This window comes from Rhodococcus sp. IC4_135, assembly GCF_011602025.1.
GTDB lineage: Bacteria > Actinomycetota > Actinomycetes > Mycobacteriales > Mycobacteriaceae > Rhodococcus_F > Rhodococcus_F baikonurensis.
The window spans coordinates 1-15,872 of record NZ_JAAOLG010000001.1 but is presented as its reverse complement, the minus strand read 5'-3'; the positions used below and the strand labels follow the sequence as shown (position 1 = coordinate 15,872).

Below are 15,872 nucleotides of genomic sequence, written 5' to 3'. Positions count from 1 at the left end.
TGAAATAAATCACTTGATACAAATAATCACTTCAGAAATTTCTGATGTATCTGTTCGCGACTCTGCCGAGGTACCCGATGCGCAGCTCACTTCCCGATCTGAAACTGCTTCGGATCTTCACCTCCGTGGTGCGCCACCAGGGCTTCGCGCCGGCGCAACAGGACCTCGGCCTGTCCGCCTCGGCGATCAGCACCTACATGAGCCAGCTCGAACGCCAGCTCGGCATCGTCCTGTGCCACCGCGGCCGCAGTGGGTTCAGTCTGACCAGCAAGGGCGAGCTCTACCACCAGGAGTGCGTCCGCATCCTCGGCGAACTGGAGGGGTTCGAGCGGTATGCCACCGCACTCCAAGGCGAACTGCGGGGAACGATGACCGTCGGGGTGCTGGATTCGACTGTCACGGACTCGACGCTCCCACTCGCCGACGTCATCGGCGAATTCAGCCGAACACACCCCGGCGTCTATCTCGACCTCAAGGTCCAAACTCCGCACGAGCTTCAAGTAGGCGTCCTAGACGACCGTATCGACGTGGCGATCGGCGCATTCGCCTCGCCGATGAACGGTCTGACCGCACAGGCCCTACACCGCGAGCAGCACTGGCTCTACTGCAGCGACAAACATCCACTCTTCGCGAGCAAGCGGGTGCACCCGGACGTCATCACCCGTCAACGAATGGTCACCAGGGGTTATTGGAGCGAAGCCGAATTGGCTCGCCAAGGATTCACCGAGAGATCGGCCACCGTCGAGAACATGGAGGGGCAACTCATTCTCATCCTCTCGGGCGGATACATCGGATATCTACCCGAGCACTACGCCGGATACTGGGTAGACCAGCAACGACTGCGCCCCCTACTGCCTGCCTCCTTCGGCTATCAGGCACCGTTCTCCCTGATCTATCGCCGTGGACGGGCACGCGAACCACTGGTCCTCGCCTTCCGTGAATTGGTCAGAACCAGCGTCGAAGATCAGTAGCGCGGCCACCTCTGATCATGCTGACAAACCGTTTTCTGCACGTCGCCCACCCTTCGACTTGCGCGGCGTGGGAGGATAGACATATCGAGATCGGGACTTCGATGTGAGGGCCCGGATCGAGTTTGTAGGGAGTATCGGTATGGCACAGGGCATCGTGAAGTGGTTCAACGGCGAAAAGGGCTTTGGTTTCATCGCTCCCGACGACGGAACACCGGACGTGTTCGTTCATTACTCTGAAATCTCGGGCAACGGCTACAAGTCGCTCGACGAGAACCAGCGTGTGGAGTTCGAGGTTGGCCAGGGCCAGAAGGGTCCTCAGGCCACCAATGTGCGCGCTGTCTAATCAGTGACACAAGAAGAGGGCCGCACCCGCAAGGGTGCGGCCCTCTTCTGCATCAGGTTCGCCCCTGAATCACTGATCCTGAATGACGGCCAGCGCGCCCACGATGTTCGACTCCGCCACTGAATTCGAGATTCCGAGATCGGCCAGAACACCTGATCCGTCTTCGAGTTCGAGCAGCGCGAGCAGGATGTGTTCGGTTCCGATGTAGTTGTGGCCCAGACGAAGAGCCTCACGGAACGTCAGTTCCAGGACCTTGCGCGCACGAGCGTCGTACGGAATGAGTTCTGGCAGTTCGGAAGTCGGAGCCGGTAGTACACCCGCCACTGCATCCCGAACGGACCCGAGGTCCACCCCCTGCGCCACTATCGCCTTCGCAGCCAACCCGGCAGGCTCCTCGACAAGCCCCAGGATCAGGTGCTCAGGCTGGATCTCTGCATTACCGGCGGCGCGGGCTTCGTTCTGCGAGGCCATGACGACGTTCTTCGCCCGGGGAGTGAACCGGCTGAATCCTTCGTTCGGATCCATCGGCTTCTGATCATTCGGCGCCTTGGGAACAAAACGCTTCTGTGCGGCCTGCTTCGAGACACCCATGCTCGCGCCGATCTCCGTCCACGACGCTCCCGACCTGCGCGCCTGGTCGACGAAGTGGCCGATCAGATGATCTGCAACGTCACCGAGATGATCAGCTGCGATCACCGCGTCGGACAGTTGGTCGAGCGCGTCGGTGTGCACCTTCTTGATCGCGTCGATGAGGTCGTCGAGTCGAACCTTGTTGGTCATTTCCACTGGCTTGCTCATGCGTCAACCATAGGTTGACGCAATCGAAAACGTCAACCCCAGGTTGACGATCGTTTTCGCCGCCCAGTGATCAGCCGGAAAAGAATTCACGCAGAGCCGGGACAATAGCGTCGTCGGCAACGCCGTGACCCTGACCGGGGATCTCCAAAGTTTTTGTCCCCGAGACTTTTGCAGCGATTCGCGTCGCCGAGGCAGGTGCCCATCGACCACTCTCACCGCCGTACATGACCAACGTGGGGACGGTAATCGAGGCCAGCCAGTCGAGCGACTCGCAGCCGTGATCGCACACGGCGACGTCGTAGGGCAAGGTGTGCGCGATGGCGCACATTTCGGGCCAATCGGTACTCCGCTTGATCTCGTCGACCATCTCCGAAGACGCGCCGGTCAGGTCCAGAAAACGGGTCACAGCCCCCTCCCTGTCACCGGCAGCGATCAACCGCTCCAGATCGCTTTGGGCAGTCACGTCACGCTGGTCGTCGTCCATGTACGGCGCCTCGTAAACGGCGAGCTTGCGCATCGGTACGGCCTGCGCGGCAGCTTCCAAAGCCAGCGCAGCACCCGACGACAATCCGTAAACCAGCGGCGTTTCACCGGTGGCAGCGACGACCGCCCGCAAGTCCTCTACCTCGGCGTCGATCGAGAACGCACGACTGTCACCGCTGTCCCCGCGTCCGCGCCGGTCGTACGAGTACACCGTGAAACCCGCCGCCAACTCTGCAGCGAGAGAATCGAACCATCCTCGATCGCAGAACGCTCCGGCAACCAGGACCACCGCTGGTCCGGCACCGGAGCGTTCGTATGCGATGGTCGTACCGTCGCGGGATTGCACTACCTCTGGGGATTGCTCTGTTTGCACGTCGATCTCCTCAGGTTTGGTCAATGCCTACCTGATTAGACCGCCCGCGCTACCGAAACTCATCGGTCCAGTCGGCAGAGGCTTCAGCTGATCTTGTTGTAGAGCGCATCCCAACCCTGTGCCACGTACGAAATCGTGTAGATCGAACCGTAGAACGTGGAGCCACCCAGACTGGTGACGTTGCCCGCCTGCACTGCCGGGAGTCGCTGCCACAGCTTGCTCGCCACCAATGCCTGGTACGCGGCACTGTCCTCGTTTTCGGTGATCATGAAGCCGTCGACGCCGGCCAGCACATCGAGGCCTTCGAGGCTGACGCCACCCTCGGGATCGAGGCCCTCCGAGGTGGCAGTTTTGCCACCGATGTCGCCGAGCGTCATGTCGCTGGGCTTGTCGCCCTTCTCGGACGTACGGATGCTCGTGACGTACAGCGTGTTCGTGTCGGGCATGAACGAGACACTGGCGACGGTCTTGGACGCAATCTTCTCGGCATGACGACTGCGGATGTCGGAAATCAGATTGTCGTAGTCGAGCGTCAATCGATCGAGTGTGGCCGTTCGACCGAGCCAGCCCGACAGCCGCGAGAGGTTGGTACGCCAGTCGTCGGTGAACTCGGTCGTCAGAACCGGTGCGATGGTGGACATCTCGGCTACCGGCCACCACTCGCTCTCGTAGTTGAGGCACACGATCAGGTCGGGCTCGAGTGCCAAGATCTGTTCGCGGTTGGGGATCTCCGACAGGAACGGTACCGACGAATCGATAGGCACCCACGGTGTCGCCTGGGCGTACGTGTAGCCGACGAGCGGAAGTTCCAGCGCTACAGCAGGTTCCAGGTCGAGTCGAGAGTCGATCGCGACAACCCTCTTGGGATTGACAGGAATGTCGTACGTTCCGAGAGGTGTCGTCACAGAACGCATTTCGGTTTCACCCGAACTGCTCCCGCTGTCACCGCAGGCCGCCAGGAACGCGCCCAGTCCGGCGATACCGGCACCGAAGCCGAACTGCCGACGCGTGAGGTCCGAGACTAGGCGGTTGTCGGAGTAGCCCTCGGGAAGCAAGAGCGTGGATTGAGCGGGCATGCGTGTCGAACCTCCAGAAGAAATGAATCATCCACTGTTGCGAGCGGATAAGGATGCCCTAACAGCGTACGCAGGGAGGGTCGTCGCGATCGGCCCAGAAATAGTCGGATCAGGCCAAATCGAGCCCCCTACTTGTCGAGTTTGCGCATCTCGACGAAGTAGACCGCGCTGAACGCGAGGTAGGTGCCGACGATTCCGAGGACCGAGATGATCAGGACGAGAGCGAGAAACATAGCCATGATGGTCTCCACTGACACGGGTTGTTCACGATGTCGATCGAGAGAAAATGGCTTCGAACTGCGGCGCTGCGACTCGAAGCGGGGCCGAAACTTTCGGTTACACACACCACGCTAGCCCCAGGCGTCTCGAGTTTCGATGAACTCGAGGTGAACTCTCCGACGGCTACGTCACACTTTTCTGTCGGACGGTCAGTTCGGTCCGAGCACCTGTCCGGACCATTCGACCAGAGGCGTCAATGCGCGCCACGCTGTGCGAACTTCCTTCAACGTCCTGGCGCTGTCCAGCCACGAGGGGCTTGGGTAACTGCGACCAGCAGTGAGCGACTTGTGTCGCAACAAGTCGATTCGCGGGTGATCGACCGTGTATCCGCGAGGCGCCGTCTTGAGCTTGTCGCCGCCGATGGTGAATCCGGCCTTCTCGACGGAGGCCAGGATCTTCTCGAGCTCCGGCCCTCGAACGTCGTCGTCGACAGCCGCACGATAACGCGCGATAGTCTCCGAACTGCTGGCGTAGAAACCACCGGCCACCATCAACCCTGCCGCGTCGATCTGCACGTAGTAGCCACAGCTCTCGGCAAGACCGACGAACGCGCCCTGATGTGTCTTGTACGGAATCTTGTCCTTCGAGAATCGAACGTCTCGATATGGCCGAAAGAGCTTGGCCGCGCCGAATTCGTCCTCCAACGCCGCGGTCAACGACGCCATCGGACGACGAACCACCTCGTCGTACGTCTCCTTGTGCGCTGCCCACCAGGTTTTGCTGTTGTCGGCTTCCAGGTCTTCGTAGAAATCGAGTGCAGCAACGGGTATGCCAGTGAACGCAGCCATGGCGTAAGCCTAGCTGCCTGTTCGGCTTTGGACCGCCTGCCCTGCACCGATGCCCGGATCGGCCGGAATCCGTAGACTGCATGGGGATGATTTCCGAAATACAAGCATGGGAACTGACCGACACCAACCGGGACTGGCTGATACACCGACCTGTCGAGATCGCGATCTACGTGGCGCTCGCAGTCGTACTGCGCTTCGCGCTGCACCGCGGGATCGATCGAATGTCGAAGCCCCGTAAGTCTCCGAATGCCAAGGTGAACGAGCGCAGATCGCAGAGAGCCCGGACCATCGGTTCGGTACTCAAGTCGACAGTGTCCATCGTCATCCTCGTCTGGTGTGTGCTGCAGATCCTCGGCATTCTCGGGATCAACGTCGCGCCGTTCATCGCATCCGCCGGAGTCATCGGTCTTGCCATCGGTTTCGGTGCACAAAACCTGGTGCGTGACTTCCTCTCCGGCATCTTCATGTTGCTCGAGGATCAGTACGGTGTCGGCGACGTCGTCGATCTCGGCGACGCGGTCGGGACCGTCGAAACCGTGGGCCTGCGAGTTACCACGATTCGAGATGTCAACGGCACCTTGTGGTACTGCCGCAACGGCGAAATCCTGCGAGTCGGCAACATGAGTCAGGGTTACGCCACTGCAGTTCTCGATCTCCCGATCGCTCACAACGCGAACGTGCACAAAGCGTGTGAGGTGGCAACGCGAGCTGTCCTCGAGGCGGCGGAGTCCGAACCGATCAGGGCGGACATGATCGACAAGCCGGAGATGCTGGGAGTCAATTCGGTTACTGCCGAGGCAATTACCATTAGAGTGACGGCGCAGGTCAAGCCTGGACGCCAGTGGGCAGTCCAGCGCGCATTTGCGCGCTCGGCGCTGACTGCGTTCGAAGAGCAGGGAATCGAGGCACCGTACCTGCCTGTTCTGCGGTGACGGTTGGGACGGAAGCGTCTGCCCTTTCTATCAACGACGCGAGCCCCCGGCGGGGTCGATACCGCCGGGGGCTCGCCGGTCTCTGAAGCGTGCTTCAGACGGTGGAGGTCGAGACCTCCCGGGTTGCCGAGGTGTTACCGAAAACCCTGTGCAGGAACATCGTCAGCGCAATCGCTGCGACGATGCCGATCAGCGGCGGGATTCCCACTTCGAACTCACCGGAAAGCCATGCGAGGAACGCTGCGACGGCATAGACGGCGAGGTTTCGCCAGTGGACCGGCTGCGGGGTGTAACTCTCGGGAATGCCGCGCCGCCAGCGGCACAGGAAGTCCGCGATGATCACACCGCCCAATGGCGGGATGAACGTCCCGAGAAGGCTCAGGTAGTCGACTAGATGGTTGTGCACACCGGTCAGGGCGAGTGCCGTTCCGATCACACATCCACCGATGACGAACGGGGTCTTGCGGGGCTTTCTGAACAATTCGGCACCGGCCACCCCGAAGGCGTAAGCGGTGTCGGCGTTGCTCTTCCAGAGATTCCCGAACAGCAAGACCAGGCCCCAGCCGACAAGCCCGAGGTTGTAGAGAATCAGCACGAAGTCACCCTCGTGGAACGTGATGGCTCCGATGGCACCGAACAGGATCATCAATCCGTTTCCGAGCAGGAACCCGATAACGCAGGCCCACACCGCTTGTGATCCGGAACGGGCAAACCTGGTCCAGTTGGGCGCTTGCGTTCCCGCCGATACAAATGTGCCGACCACAGTGGTGATTGCGAGCGCGATCGTCATGGTCGTCTGTGGTTGAACCGAGACCAGGCCGGAGAATCCACCGACTTCCTCGAGGGACCGGAACACGACCCAGCAGGCCAACGCCAGGATCAAAGGCGTCGAGACGAGCGAGACCCAATACATTCCGCGGTAGCCGTAGCAGGCAGTGATGCACATCAAGATGCTCGCCGCGATCATCACCGACGCTCGCGCGAGATAGGAATCCCAGCCCAATGCCTGCGCGGTGAGATCGCCGATTGTGCCGATGATCACTCCGTACCAGCCGATCTGGGTACCGCCCAGCAGGATCGAAGCGAGCTTGGACCCGCGAGTGCCGAAACTGTAGCGCGCCATCACAACTGTTGTGAGTCCGGTTCGGGCTCCGACGAACCCCATCATGGCGACGTACACCCCCAAGATGGCGGATCCGGCGGCGATCACCACCATCAGTTTCCAGAACGAGAACGCGGTACCGAGCGCTGCTCCGGCCAACATCGTCGGTGTGAAGATGGTGAACCCCAACAACACCACCGCGAGTGAGAAGAACGGCTTTCGTGCATGAAGCGGAACCGGAGTAACGGGATAGTCCGGGTCGACCGGAGGGCCTGCGCTCTCCGAATCGCCTGCGACCGTGGCAGGTTCGACGGCGCTGCTCATACAACTTCGCCGATGTCTTCGAGCCAGAGGCTCGGGCGCTCGGTCAGCATGCGGTCCATCAGTGCCACACACTCCGCGTCGTCGACGACGTCGACCTGAATTCCGCTGCTGCGCAACCATTCTTCCGACGCCTCGAAGGAACGATTTTCGCCGACCACGATTCGAGGGATCTCGTACAGGCGCGCAGTTCCGGCGCACATGAAGCACGGCGACAAAGTCGTGTAGAGGACACACTCGCGATACACCGAGGCCGGCAGCCGTCCGGCACGCTCGATGCAGTCGGTCTCTCCATGACGGATGGCGCTGTTCATCTGGACCCGACGGTTGCGTCCGACTGCGAGAACCTCGCCGCGGTGAATCAGCGCCGCGCCGATCGGCACGCCGCCCTCCTCCCAACCGATCTTCGCCTGTTCGATCGCAAGTCCGAGAAAATACTCATCGGTGTGTGCCGGGTGATTCATGTGCGCTCCTGGAGTCTGACCAAAATCGTCGATTGTGGCTCGTGTCACAATCCGACCACGGTGGTAACAGCCCGACAAGGGACAACCTGTCAGTTCGGCAGAACTAGCTCTATGACGAAGTGCCCCCTCGGCGGACGATATAGAAATGCTCCCGACTCTGCGACAAGTTCTTGCGATGCCCTCGTTCAAGGCCGCCGCAATCGAGGTGCTCGCGGGCGACGTCGATACCGCGGTGGTCCGCTGGGTCCATTCTTCCGAGGTGTACGAGATGGGTGGGCTGCTGTCCGGAGGTGAGGTCCTTCTGACCACGGGCCTCGGTCTCCACGGGCGGTCTCCCGAGCAGCTCACCGCCTACATCGACCAGTTGGCGGACGCAGGATGCGTCGCGCTCGCGATGGAAGTCGGTCGCTCGTTCCTCACGGCCCCTCCCGAACTCGTCGAAGCTTCGCGCCGACGCGGGCTCGCGTTCTTGGCCCTGCACGCGGTAGTGCCCTTCGAGCGGATGGTCGAAGACTTTCACGACCTGATGCTCCGCCGCACTCTCGGTTCGGCGCAAGCGGGCGAGCCTGTCTGGCAAGAACTTCTGAGTCTCGTGGTCGCAGGCCAGGGCATGACCGCGCTGCTCGACAAGGTGTCACGACTCGCGGGGTGCGCCGTCGATCTGCTCGACGCGGATGGCAGAACCGTCGAGCGCAGCACAACCGGCGCAGAGCGATCCGAGACCGAGCGCACGATCCACGACGTACGCGGCCCGACGAACTCGCTCGGTCGACTTGTCCTGTGCGGGCGCGCAACCACACGCCGAACCGCCGTCGCAAACTGCGCCGCCGTCGCCGTGGCTCTGGAACTCGGACGTCACGGCGATGTCGGCCCACGACAGTCACTCGCGCAATCGGTGATCACCGACGTGGTGGGCGGTGTGCTCACATCACACGGCGACTTGTCCGAGCGACTGACAGCGGCCGGGTGGACGCCGTTGTCGGAGGGGCACCATGTCCTCGTCGCCGCTGTCGACGTCGATCGGCAAACGCCGGTTCGAGAGCTCGCTGACCAAGTACGCGACGCCGTGCGGGCCGTGCTCGGTTCCTGCGTCGTCGGGACTGCGGCCAATCACGTCATCGTGCTCGCGCACGGGTGGGCGTCCGCATCCCCGGCACGAGTTCGGGCCACCTTCACCGAAGCCGACGAGCTGCTACGCCGCGGGCCGGGCGGTTCCGCAGTACGCACGCTCGGAGTTGCGACGCCGGCCGAGGATCTGTCCGGCGTCGGGGTGGCGGTCGCGCAAGCTCGCGAGGTCGTCCAGATCGCGCGACGCTTCGGCACCCGGACCGGCGTGATCCTCGCGAGGGACGTCGGCGTCCAACGACTCCTCGCCGCCGGCACGACGCCCGCTTCCCTGTCCTCGTTCGTCACGGAGCAACTCGGTTCGCTGATCGCCTACGACACAGCACATTCCGCCGATCTCGTCCGAACACTCGACGCGTACCTCGCACATCGGGGCGGCAAGGCGAGAACCGCGGATTTCCTCGGCATCCGGCGTCAGTCGCTTTATGCACGGCTCACGCGCATCGAGAAGCTGATGGGTGTTTCCCTCGACGATCCGGCACAGGTGGTGTGTCTCGGGCTTGCGCTGACCGCATGGCGCATGCGCACCGGCCTTGATCCACAAGCAGCGTTCGAGCGTCTCCCCGGGTGAGCAACCGAGCTTCTGCGATGATGGACGTATGACCGGAGCAGCGGAGTTGATGATCGAGATCCCTGCCGGCGAGGTGCACCTTCGGGACGACCGCAAAGGCACTGCATGGACCTCGAAAGTCGAATCCTTCCGCCTCGCACGCCATCTCACCACCAGGGCACTGCTTCACGGAAATTCGTCGGGCGATTCGAGCAAACCCGCGGTCGACCTTTCGTGGAAAGACGTCATCGCAACCTGCAACTCGCTGTCAGTCGCGGACGGTCTGACACCCGCATATCAAGACGTCGACACCGATTCTCCGCGGTGGGACCGGGCGGCAACTGGCTACCGGCTCGCCACCGAGGCCGAGTGGCAGTACGCGTGCAAAGCCGGCACCTCCGGCTACCGCTACGGCGAAATCGACGAGATTGCCTGGTACAGCGACAATTCAGGGGGACGGGCACATGACGTCGGGATGAAGGCGCCCAACAATTGGGGCCTGTACGACATGATCGGCAATGTCTGGGAATGGTGCTGGGATCTCTACGACCCCGAGGTGTACGGCACGTACCGGATCTTTCGCGGCGGCAGTTGGGCCGAAAGTGAACGCGGTTGCGGCGCTACCGTAAGAAGGCGAAGCCACCCGACGTTTGCTATCGACGACCTGGGATTTCGCCTAGCTCAGACGATCTGAGGGCAGACGACCGAGGACTTCGAGCACAGCCTCGATCTCTTCTCGACTGCGCAGCCGAACTATCGGCAACGACGGCACATCGACCAAGACCGTGGCCATTCGCTCCGCGTTGCGTCCGTCGCTTCGCCAGGCCCACCGAACCACATGATCCGGATCGAACAGAATGGTGTGCAGTGGCGGCTCCATATTGCGGTTCCACAACACCTCTCGCTGCAATCGCCGACGCACGGTTCGTGTGATCACCTGGCGCATCACCGTCCGCCGAGGCAGATCCAACCACAGCATCAGGTTCGCACGCTCGGCCAGTAGCCGACGCACCGCACCGTACTGCCACTCGGTCACCCAGGCCGGCCCGCTGGAAAAGCGTCGTACTTCGGGTTCGAAACTCTCGAGCGGAATCCAGTTTGGCCCGTGGAAGAGAGAGTCCAACTCGGTGTGTTCGATCTCGAGAAGCTGACCGATTCGACCGGCGAGAGTCGTCTTTCCGGCACCTGAGGTCCCCGCGACAAGGATCTTCTGCGGACGAACCGTCAGCTCGGCAGGGTCGACGAAAGGCACCGATACACACTAGGGGCCTCAGACTTCGCAGTCCACCCATTCGATGTAACCGGTGCCGTTGATCGACGCACCGTCGAAACTTCCCCGGTAGGTGTACGCGCCGACGTACCCCTTACCGTGGCCGTAGCGCCACTCCGAGTCGATCTCGGCCTCGAACTCCACGATCGTCCTGCCGTAATCGCGTACCTGCCAACGTAGTACGCGCGGCACACGCATCTCACGTCCCTCCGGGTCGACATGCAATGCGTCGGCGTACTCGAGTACGTCGAACACCACGTCGTCGAAGACCTTCGCACTGCCGTCAACAGTCCGAATGTAGGCGAGCTTGCACGCCGTAACTCCTGACGCTCGAACATCGGTGAGCAACAACTGATGCCGGTCGTCCAGCTGAACAATCTGGTAGGTGAAGAAGTCGGCCGGAAGCTTCCACGACTCGGGAAGCGCGCGGCGAGTCAACGATTGCGGTGTCATGCACCGCGCGTATTCGACGGTGCACGGAGCCGAAATACTCACCGGTCCATCCGGACTCGAGATCGTCCCGGAACAGTGCGCCAGCAGACTGACATGGTCGTAGACGGGATTGCGCACGAACCACGACGCTTGATCCGTTGCCACGATCTCGAGATCGACGTCGAAAGAGTCGTATCGCCCGGTGACACGGAAGTTCGGATAGCTGTTCTCGATGATCAGGTTGTCACCGAAGGCGATTTGCGAACCATCGTCTTCGAACGCACACTCATCGGCGGTGTCGTACGCCTGATAGAAGTGATGCCCCGGCGCAGCGGTGGAACTCAGCACGGTCGCGGTGTTTCGTGCGTCTGGTGCAGCGAGATAGTCGTTGTCGAACACCATCGTCCCGGTGGCACCGATCAGCGTCATGGTGTTGAGGTAACGGAAAGGTCCTGGCAATCGGGGAACGAAGATCCCGTAGTGCGTCCAGGCAAATTTTCGCGAGGCTAGATGCGGGCGCATCATCTCCGGACGGTCGAACGGGCGTACCGATTCGGCCATCCGCTTGTCGATCAGCGGAAGCGCGCCGTCCAGCAATGCCCGAACCGCGGGTCGCCACAACCGCCGCGAGCGGGTGGCGGAGGCAATGTGGGAACGATCAACAGTTTGTCCGGTCACGCCCCCAAGTTAATGTAACCAGCCGTAACAAACAAGTGTCGAAGTTTCCTCGTCGACCGCACACCCGGAACACCCGCGCCCTGCGCACGGGACGAATAGCATGTGAGAATCCGCGTACCGGAACCGGTCGCAGAGAGGGCGCAACAATGCAGCACGAAGAGTCGTCGTTCACCGGAGTGGCCGGCACCAAGATCGTCTACGACGTGTGGACTCCGGACCGCGAACCCACCGGGGTTCTCGTCCTCTGCCACGGCCTCGGCGAACACGCGAGGCGCTACGACCATGTTGCTGCCCGTCTCGGGGAACTCGGGCTCATCGTGTACGCACCCGACCATCGCGGGCACGGGCGTTCTGGCGGCAAGCGCGTTCACCTGAAGGAATTCTCCGACTTCACCGACGACGTCCACACGTTGTTCTCGATCGTGACGGCGGCTCATCCCGGCAAGGACAAGTTCCTGCTCGGACACAGCATGGGCGGCGCGATCGCCCTTTCCTACGCCCTCGACCATCAGGCCGATCTCAAAGCCCTCGCCCTGTCCGGACCTGCCGTGATCATCGCAACCGGTACTCCGAAGATCGTGATGCAGTTGGGCAAGATCGTCGGCAAATATCTCCCCGACGTGCCCGTCGAGAATCTGGAAGCAGCTGCCGTATCGCGTGATCAGAAGGTCGTCGACAAGTACAACGCCGACCCGCTGGTTCACCACGGCAAGGTTCCTGCCGGAATCGCGCGCGGCATGATCACCGCCGCGGAAGGCTTCCCGGCGCGCCTGCCATCGCTCACCATTCCCGTACTGCTTCAACACGGCTCGGACGACCGATTGACGGACCCCGCCGGCAGCAAGCTCGTCGCAGATCTGGCCGGCTCTTCGGATGTCACCTTGAAGGTGTACGACGGCTTGTACCACGAGATCTTCAATGAGCCTGAGCAGGAAGAGGTTCTGAACGATCTGATCGAGTGGCTGCGTCCGCGGGTCACCGGAGCGTAGTCATGTCGACGTGCGGGATCCTGCTGGCTGCCGGGGCGGGATCCCGCATGGGCAAACCGAAAGCTCTCGTCACAGACGCCGACGGTCAGTCGTGGCTCCACCACGGGGTGACGACACTGCAGTCCGCCGGCCTCTCGCCGGTCATCGTGGTCCTCGGCGCCCAAGCCGAGGCCGCCGTCGAGCTACTGCCCACCACCGATGTCATTGTGGTGATATCGGATTGGCAACACGGAATGAGCGCGTCACTGCGCTGCGGACTCGAGGCGGCCATGCAGATCGAGGGCGCCGAGGCGGCAGCGATCTCCCTGGTCGACGTCCCGGACCTCAACGCCGAAACCGTGACTCGTATCGTGGGCCAGAGCTCCCGCTCACGAAACATACTGCGAAGAGCTGTCTTTCACGGCAGGCCCGGCCATCCTGTCCTGATCGGACGCGACCACTGGCCGACGCTTGCCAAGTCACTCACCGGGGACGGGGGCGCCAACGCCTACCTACGCGAACACGGGGTCGAGTTGGTGGAGTGCAGCGACCTCAGCAGCGGCGTCGACATCGACTATCCCGAAGCCTGATCGCACTGTCACAATCCTCCCAGGTGGTGGGTGTCCGAATTCGGTGTAAAGATGACCCGATGAAACGTACCGTCGCCGCCCTGCTCGACATCGAGATCGACGAGGCGACCAACCTGGAGTTCAAGATCGCGGTGACGCGCGCACCGGGGGTCGAGCTACTGGAAACGATGTCGTTCGTTCATGACGGCAATCCGATCGAACCCCGTGAGATTATCGCCGAACACGGCACCCGGATTCATCTACTCGACTGTGCCCCAGGCAAACTGATCGTCAGCTACGACGCAACCGTCATCGGCCGCGCAGAACCGGCGTCGGTCAGCGACTACGACGTGTCGAAATATCTGCGCCCCAGCCGGTATGCCGAGGCCGACAAGTTCTTCGGTTTTGTCGCCGGGCAATTCGATCTCGCCACTCCCCCGGCCGAACTCCTCCTCGAAGTCACGCGCTGGGTGAGTACACATTTGAGTTATGTTCCGGGCACCAGTCGTGGCACCGACAGTGCGGTCGACACCCTGCTGGCAGGTGCCGGAGTGTGCCGCGACTACTCGCACCTGACCATCTCACTGCTACGCGCGGTGGGGATTCCCGCTCGCCTTGTGGCCGTCTACGCGCCGGGGTGCGATCCGATGGATTTTCACGCCGTCGTCGAAGCCAGTATCGACAACGTGTGGCGCGTAGTCGATGCAACGCAATTGGCCCCGCGCAGCAATCTTGTGCGCATCTCGACCGGCCGAGACGCCGCGGACACAGCCTTCCTCGATAATCACGGCGGTTCTATCACTTTGCATGCCTCGGAAGTTCGCGCAGTCGTCGACGGCGTTCTCGACAACGACGACTACGCGACACTGACGTCCATCGGATGAAGAGCAGCGTCAGGCGCTGATCTGGTTCTGCGAGGCCATCGTTCGCTCGAGGAACTTGACCGTGAGATCGACGATCGCTTTGCCCTCGCGAAGTGCTTTGCCGATCACCGGGAAGGCATGGATCTGCCCACTCCAGATGTGCGTTTCGACGGCTTGTCCTGCCTTGATCAAGTTTTCGGTCATGATCTCGACGTCCGGACGCATCAATTCGTATTCGGCGGACACCAGGAACGACGGCGGAATCAGACTGGCGTCGGCGTTGATCGGCGACTGCGCACCAGGAATCTCGTCCGGACCCTCGAGCCACCGGTCCTTGAGCTTTTCCACCTGTGACATCGGTAGGTAGGCGTCACGTTTCATGAAATCGGGATCGTGGTCCTCGAGGTTCACGTTGAGAAGCGGCGAGTATCCGACGACGGCTGCGGGCCGCGTGATTCCGCGCAGTGCGGTAATTTCGGCGACCTTCATGGCCAGGTAACCGCCCGCCGAGTCACCGGCGACCACAATCTTGTTCGGATCTTCCGCTGTCTCGAGCAACGCGGTGTACGCGGCCATCGCGTCTTTGACGGAGGTGCCGATGGAACCTTCCGGCAACTGTCGGTAGCGCACGGAGATCACCGGTACGCCGGTCTTCGCCGAGAGCAGGCCGCACAGCGCGCGGTGCGTTGCCAGACCGCAGAAGACGAACCCACCGCCGTGGAAGTAGAGGATTGTGGCGCTGGCCAATTCGCCCTGCGCTTTGCGTGGATGCTGCACCTTCTCGCTGGGCACACCACCCAGCGTGAAAGGCTCGATGTCGAGGTTCTTCGGCTTCGGCAGTTTGTCCGCCATCGCGTCGAGTCGCTCGAGTTGGCGGATACCGCGTTCGGTGGTCGGCCAGAGGGTGAACATGGGCTTCACGAACGTCCTGGTCAGGCAGAAGATAACCCGTGCTCGCGGGCTCACGTTCCAATGCCATACCGTCGAATCTCGCGTCCGCATAGCGTCCTCCCAGGTCAAGCCGTTTTGTGCATGTGAGTTACACATACTTGTCGGCTGCTGATGTGAACGATAACTGACGCTGCGTCAAAATGACACGACGGGTGGACCTCAATTGCTCGAGCGTGTGCAAGTTCGGCTTGCCATCACGGCGAGGAGAGATACGCGGACAGTCCGCGGTGCCCGCCACGCATCATCGCTTCATGATTCCACTCGAACACCGGCTTCGCGATCTTCGAGGCCAGACCGAGCGCTCCGGACACCGCCACTTGTTGCCGAAAGTCGGCTATGCAACCAGATCCAGCAGGTTGCACCGCCCAGCTACTCCACCCGGTCATTGCCCCGGAGAGACGCACTTTCAGGGTAAGTCCCCTGGGGTGGTGGACATTCGGTGAGACAGCGTAGCCGCAGGTGGGGCGTGTCGTTCCGGTTCTGTGGGTGGGCCATCGCGTAGTGATGAACGAGTTACCTGACCAGTGACTCGACCA

The 15,872-nt window shown here is 61.8% G+C and carries 17 protein-coding genes and 1 pseudogene; 8 read left to right on the top strand and 10 right to left on the bottom strand.

Annotated features, from left to right (window positions below):
* The first annotated feature begins 77 nt into the window (after positions 1–77).
* Positions 78–971, top strand: coding sequence for a LysR family transcriptional regulator (locus tag G8767_RS00090; RefSeq protein WP_095972124.1), 894 nt, complete (start codon positions 78–80; stop codon positions 969–971).
* A 139-nt stretch (positions 972–1,110) separates the two neighbouring features.
* A complete protein-coding gene (locus G8767_RS00085; protein WP_003939930.1) occupies positions 1,111–1,314 on the top strand; it encodes a cold-shock protein in 204 nt (67 codons plus the stop codon).
* Positions 1,315–1,383: 69 nt separating this feature from the next.
* Here G8767_RS00085 and G8767_RS00080 read toward each other — a convergent pair whose 3' ends face one another.
* The 4 genes from G8767_RS00080 to G8767_RS00065 all read right to left on the bottom strand — a co-directional run bounded on the left by G8767_RS00080 (position 1,384) and on the right by G8767_RS00065 (position 5,111).
* On the bottom strand, positions 1,384–2,112 hold the full coding sequence (locus G8767_RS00080; protein WP_166808983.1) for a Clp protease N-terminal domain-containing protein: 729 nt from the start codon (positions 2,110–2,112) through the stop codon (positions 1,384–1,386).
* Between the two features lie 70 nt (positions 2,113–2,182).
* Positions 2,183–2,968 carry an alpha/beta hydrolase gene (locus G8767_RS00075; RefSeq protein ID WP_166808982.1) on the bottom strand — a complete coding sequence of 262 codons (786 nt, stop codon included), beginning with the start codon at positions 2,966–2,968 and terminating at the stop codon, positions 2,183–2,185.
* An 83-nt stretch (positions 2,969–3,051) separates the two neighbouring features.
* Complete coding sequence (locus tag G8767_RS00070; protein ID WP_007729992.1) at positions 3,052–4,044, bottom strand: ABC transporter substrate-binding protein; 993 nt, start codon at positions 4,042–4,044, stop codon at positions 3,052–3,054.
* A gap of 428 nt (positions 4,045–4,472) precedes the next feature.
* Positions 4,473–5,111, bottom strand: coding sequence for a DUF2461 domain-containing protein (locus tag G8767_RS00065; protein ID WP_166808981.1), 639 nt, complete (start codon positions 5,109–5,111; stop codon positions 4,473–4,475).
* A gap of 86 nt (positions 5,112–5,197) precedes the next feature.
* Between G8767_RS00065 and G8767_RS00060 the strand changes: the two genes are divergently transcribed.
* Entirely contained in the window at positions 5,198–6,043 is an 846-nt protein-coding gene (locus G8767_RS00060) for a mechanosensitive ion channel family protein (RefSeq protein WP_003939801.1), read from the top strand.
* 94 nt (positions 6,044–6,137) lie between these two features.
* Here G8767_RS00060 and codB read toward each other — a convergent pair whose 3' ends face one another.
* The gene (codB, locus tag G8767_RS00055) at positions 6,138–7,469 is read right to left on the bottom strand and encodes a cytosine permease (RefSeq protein WP_166808980.1); all 1,332 of its coding nucleotides are present in this window, start codon (positions 7,467–7,469) and stop codon (positions 6,138–6,140) included.
* Positions 7,466–7,930, bottom strand: a complete 465-nt coding sequence (locus G8767_RS00050) for a nucleoside deaminase (RefSeq protein ID WP_021331861.1) — start codon at positions 7,928–7,930, stop codon at positions 7,466–7,468. The genes codB and G8767_RS00050 overlap by 4 nt, the downstream gene beginning before the upstream one ends.
* 175 nt (positions 7,931–8,105) lie before the next feature.
* Here G8767_RS00050 and G8767_RS00045 point away from each other — a divergent pair, with 175 nt between their 5' ends.
* Together G8767_RS00045 and G8767_RS00040 are read left to right on the top strand one after the other, a co-directional pair.
* Entirely contained in the window at positions 8,106–9,626 is a 1,521-nt protein-coding gene (locus G8767_RS00045; protein ID WP_240951816.1) for a PucR family transcriptional regulator, read from the top strand.
* Between the two features lie 28 nt (positions 9,627–9,654).
* Complete coding sequence (locus tag G8767_RS00040; RefSeq protein WP_095972072.1) at positions 9,655–10,299, top strand: formylglycine-generating enzyme family protein; 645 nt, start codon at positions 9,655–9,657, stop codon at positions 10,297–10,299.
* Here G8767_RS00040 and G8767_RS00035 read toward each other — a convergent pair.
* On the bottom strand, positions 10,282–10,857 hold the full coding sequence (locus G8767_RS00035) for an AAA family ATPase (RefSeq protein ID WP_166808978.1): 576 nt from the start codon (positions 10,855–10,857) through the stop codon (positions 10,282–10,284). The two genes, G8767_RS00040 and G8767_RS00035, sit on opposite strands and share 18 nt — an antisense overlap.
* Before the next feature lie 18 nt (positions 10,858–10,875).
* The gene (locus tag G8767_RS00030) at positions 10,876–11,985 is read right to left on the bottom strand and encodes a DUF6670 family protein (protein WP_166808977.1); all 1,110 of its coding nucleotides are present in this window, start codon (positions 11,983–11,985) and stop codon (positions 10,876–10,878) included.
* A gap of 146 nt (positions 11,986–12,131) precedes the next feature.
* On the opposite strand from G8767_RS00030, the gene G8767_RS00025 reads away from it, so the two are divergent.
* The 3 genes from G8767_RS00025 to G8767_RS00015 are packed head-to-tail and all read left to right on the top strand — an operon-like array spanning position 12,132 to position 14,406.
* Positions 12,132–12,974 (top strand): alpha/beta hydrolase, encoded by an 843-nt coding sequence (locus G8767_RS00025; protein ID WP_019745522.1) that lies wholly within the window; start codon positions 12,132–12,134, stop codon positions 12,972–12,974.
* A 2-nt stretch (positions 12,975–12,976) separates the two neighbouring features.
* Entirely contained in the window at positions 12,977–13,543 is a 567-nt protein-coding gene (locus G8767_RS00020; RefSeq protein WP_095972068.1) for a nucleotidyltransferase family protein, read from the top strand.
* A 59-nt stretch (positions 13,544–13,602) separates the two neighbouring features.
* Positions 13,603–14,406 carry a transglutaminase-like domain-containing protein gene (locus G8767_RS00015; RefSeq protein WP_166808976.1) on the top strand — a complete coding sequence of 268 codons (804 nt, stop codon included), beginning with the start codon at positions 13,603–13,605 and terminating at the stop codon, positions 14,404–14,406.
* Positions 14,407–14,415: 9 nt separating this feature from the next.
* On the opposite strand, the gene G8767_RS00010 is transcribed toward G8767_RS00015, so the two are convergent.
* Positions 14,416–15,387, bottom strand: a complete 972-nt coding sequence (locus G8767_RS00010) for an alpha/beta hydrolase (protein WP_166808975.1) — start codon at positions 15,385–15,387, stop codon at positions 14,416–14,418.
* 143 nt (positions 15,388–15,530) lie between these two features.
* Positions 15,531–15,872 (bottom strand): annotated as a pseudogene (locus G8767_RS35645) (hypothetical protein); the annotation flags it as partial.

What these genes read in the sequence shown, in the direction of transcription:
- G8767_RS00090 (WP_095972124.1), top strand. Translation starts at nt 78, where the DNA reads ATGCGCAGCTCACTTCCCGATCTGAAACTGCTTCGGATCTTCACCTCC.
- G8767_RS00085 (WP_003939930.1), top strand. Translation starts at nt 1,111, where the DNA reads ATGGCACAGGGCATCGTGAAGTGGTTCAACGGCGAAAAGGGCTTTGGT.
- G8767_RS00080 (WP_166808983.1), bottom strand. Translation starts at nt 2,112, where the DNA reads ATGAGCAAGCCAGTGGAAATGACCAACAAGGTTCGACTCGACGACCTC.
- G8767_RS00070 (WP_007729992.1), bottom strand. Translation starts at nt 4,044, where the DNA reads ATGCCCGCTCAATCCACGCTCTTGCTTCCCGAGGGCTACTCCGACAAC.
- G8767_RS00065 (WP_166808981.1), bottom strand. Translation starts at nt 5,111, where the DNA reads ATGGCTGCGTTCACTGGCATACCCGTTGCTGCACTCGATTTCTACGAA.
- G8767_RS00060 (WP_003939801.1), top strand. Translation starts at nt 5,198, where the DNA reads ATGATTTCCGAAATACAAGCATGGGAACTGACCGACACCAACCGGGAC.
- codB (WP_166808980.1), bottom strand. Translation starts at nt 7,469, where the DNA reads ATGAGCAGCGCCGTCGAACCTGCCACGGTCGCAGGCGATTCGGAGAGC.
- G8767_RS00050 (WP_021331861.1), bottom strand. Translation starts at nt 7,930, where the DNA reads ATGAATCACCCGGCACACACCGATGAGTATTTTCTCGGACTTGCGATC.
- G8767_RS00045 (WP_240951816.1), top strand. Translation starts at nt 8,106, where the DNA reads ATGCCCTCGTTCAAGGCCGCCGCAATCGAGGTGCTCGCGGGCGACGTC.
- G8767_RS00040 (WP_095972072.1), top strand. Translation starts at nt 9,655, where the DNA reads ATGACCGGAGCAGCGGAGTTGATGATCGAGATCCCTGCCGGCGAGGTG.
- G8767_RS00025 (WP_019745522.1), top strand. Translation starts at nt 12,132, where the DNA reads ATGCAGCACGAAGAGTCGTCGTTCACCGGAGTGGCCGGCACCAAGATC.
- G8767_RS00020 (WP_095972068.1), top strand. Translation starts at nt 12,977, where the DNA reads ATGTCGACGTGCGGGATCCTGCTGGCTGCCGGGGCGGGATCCCGCATG.
- G8767_RS00015 (WP_166808976.1), top strand. Translation starts at nt 13,603, where the DNA reads ATGAAACGTACCGTCGCCGCCCTGCTCGACATCGAGATCGACGAGGCG.
- G8767_RS00010 (WP_166808975.1), bottom strand. Translation starts at nt 15,387, where the DNA reads ATGCGGACGCGAGATTCGACGGTATGGCATTGGAACGTGAGCCCGCGA.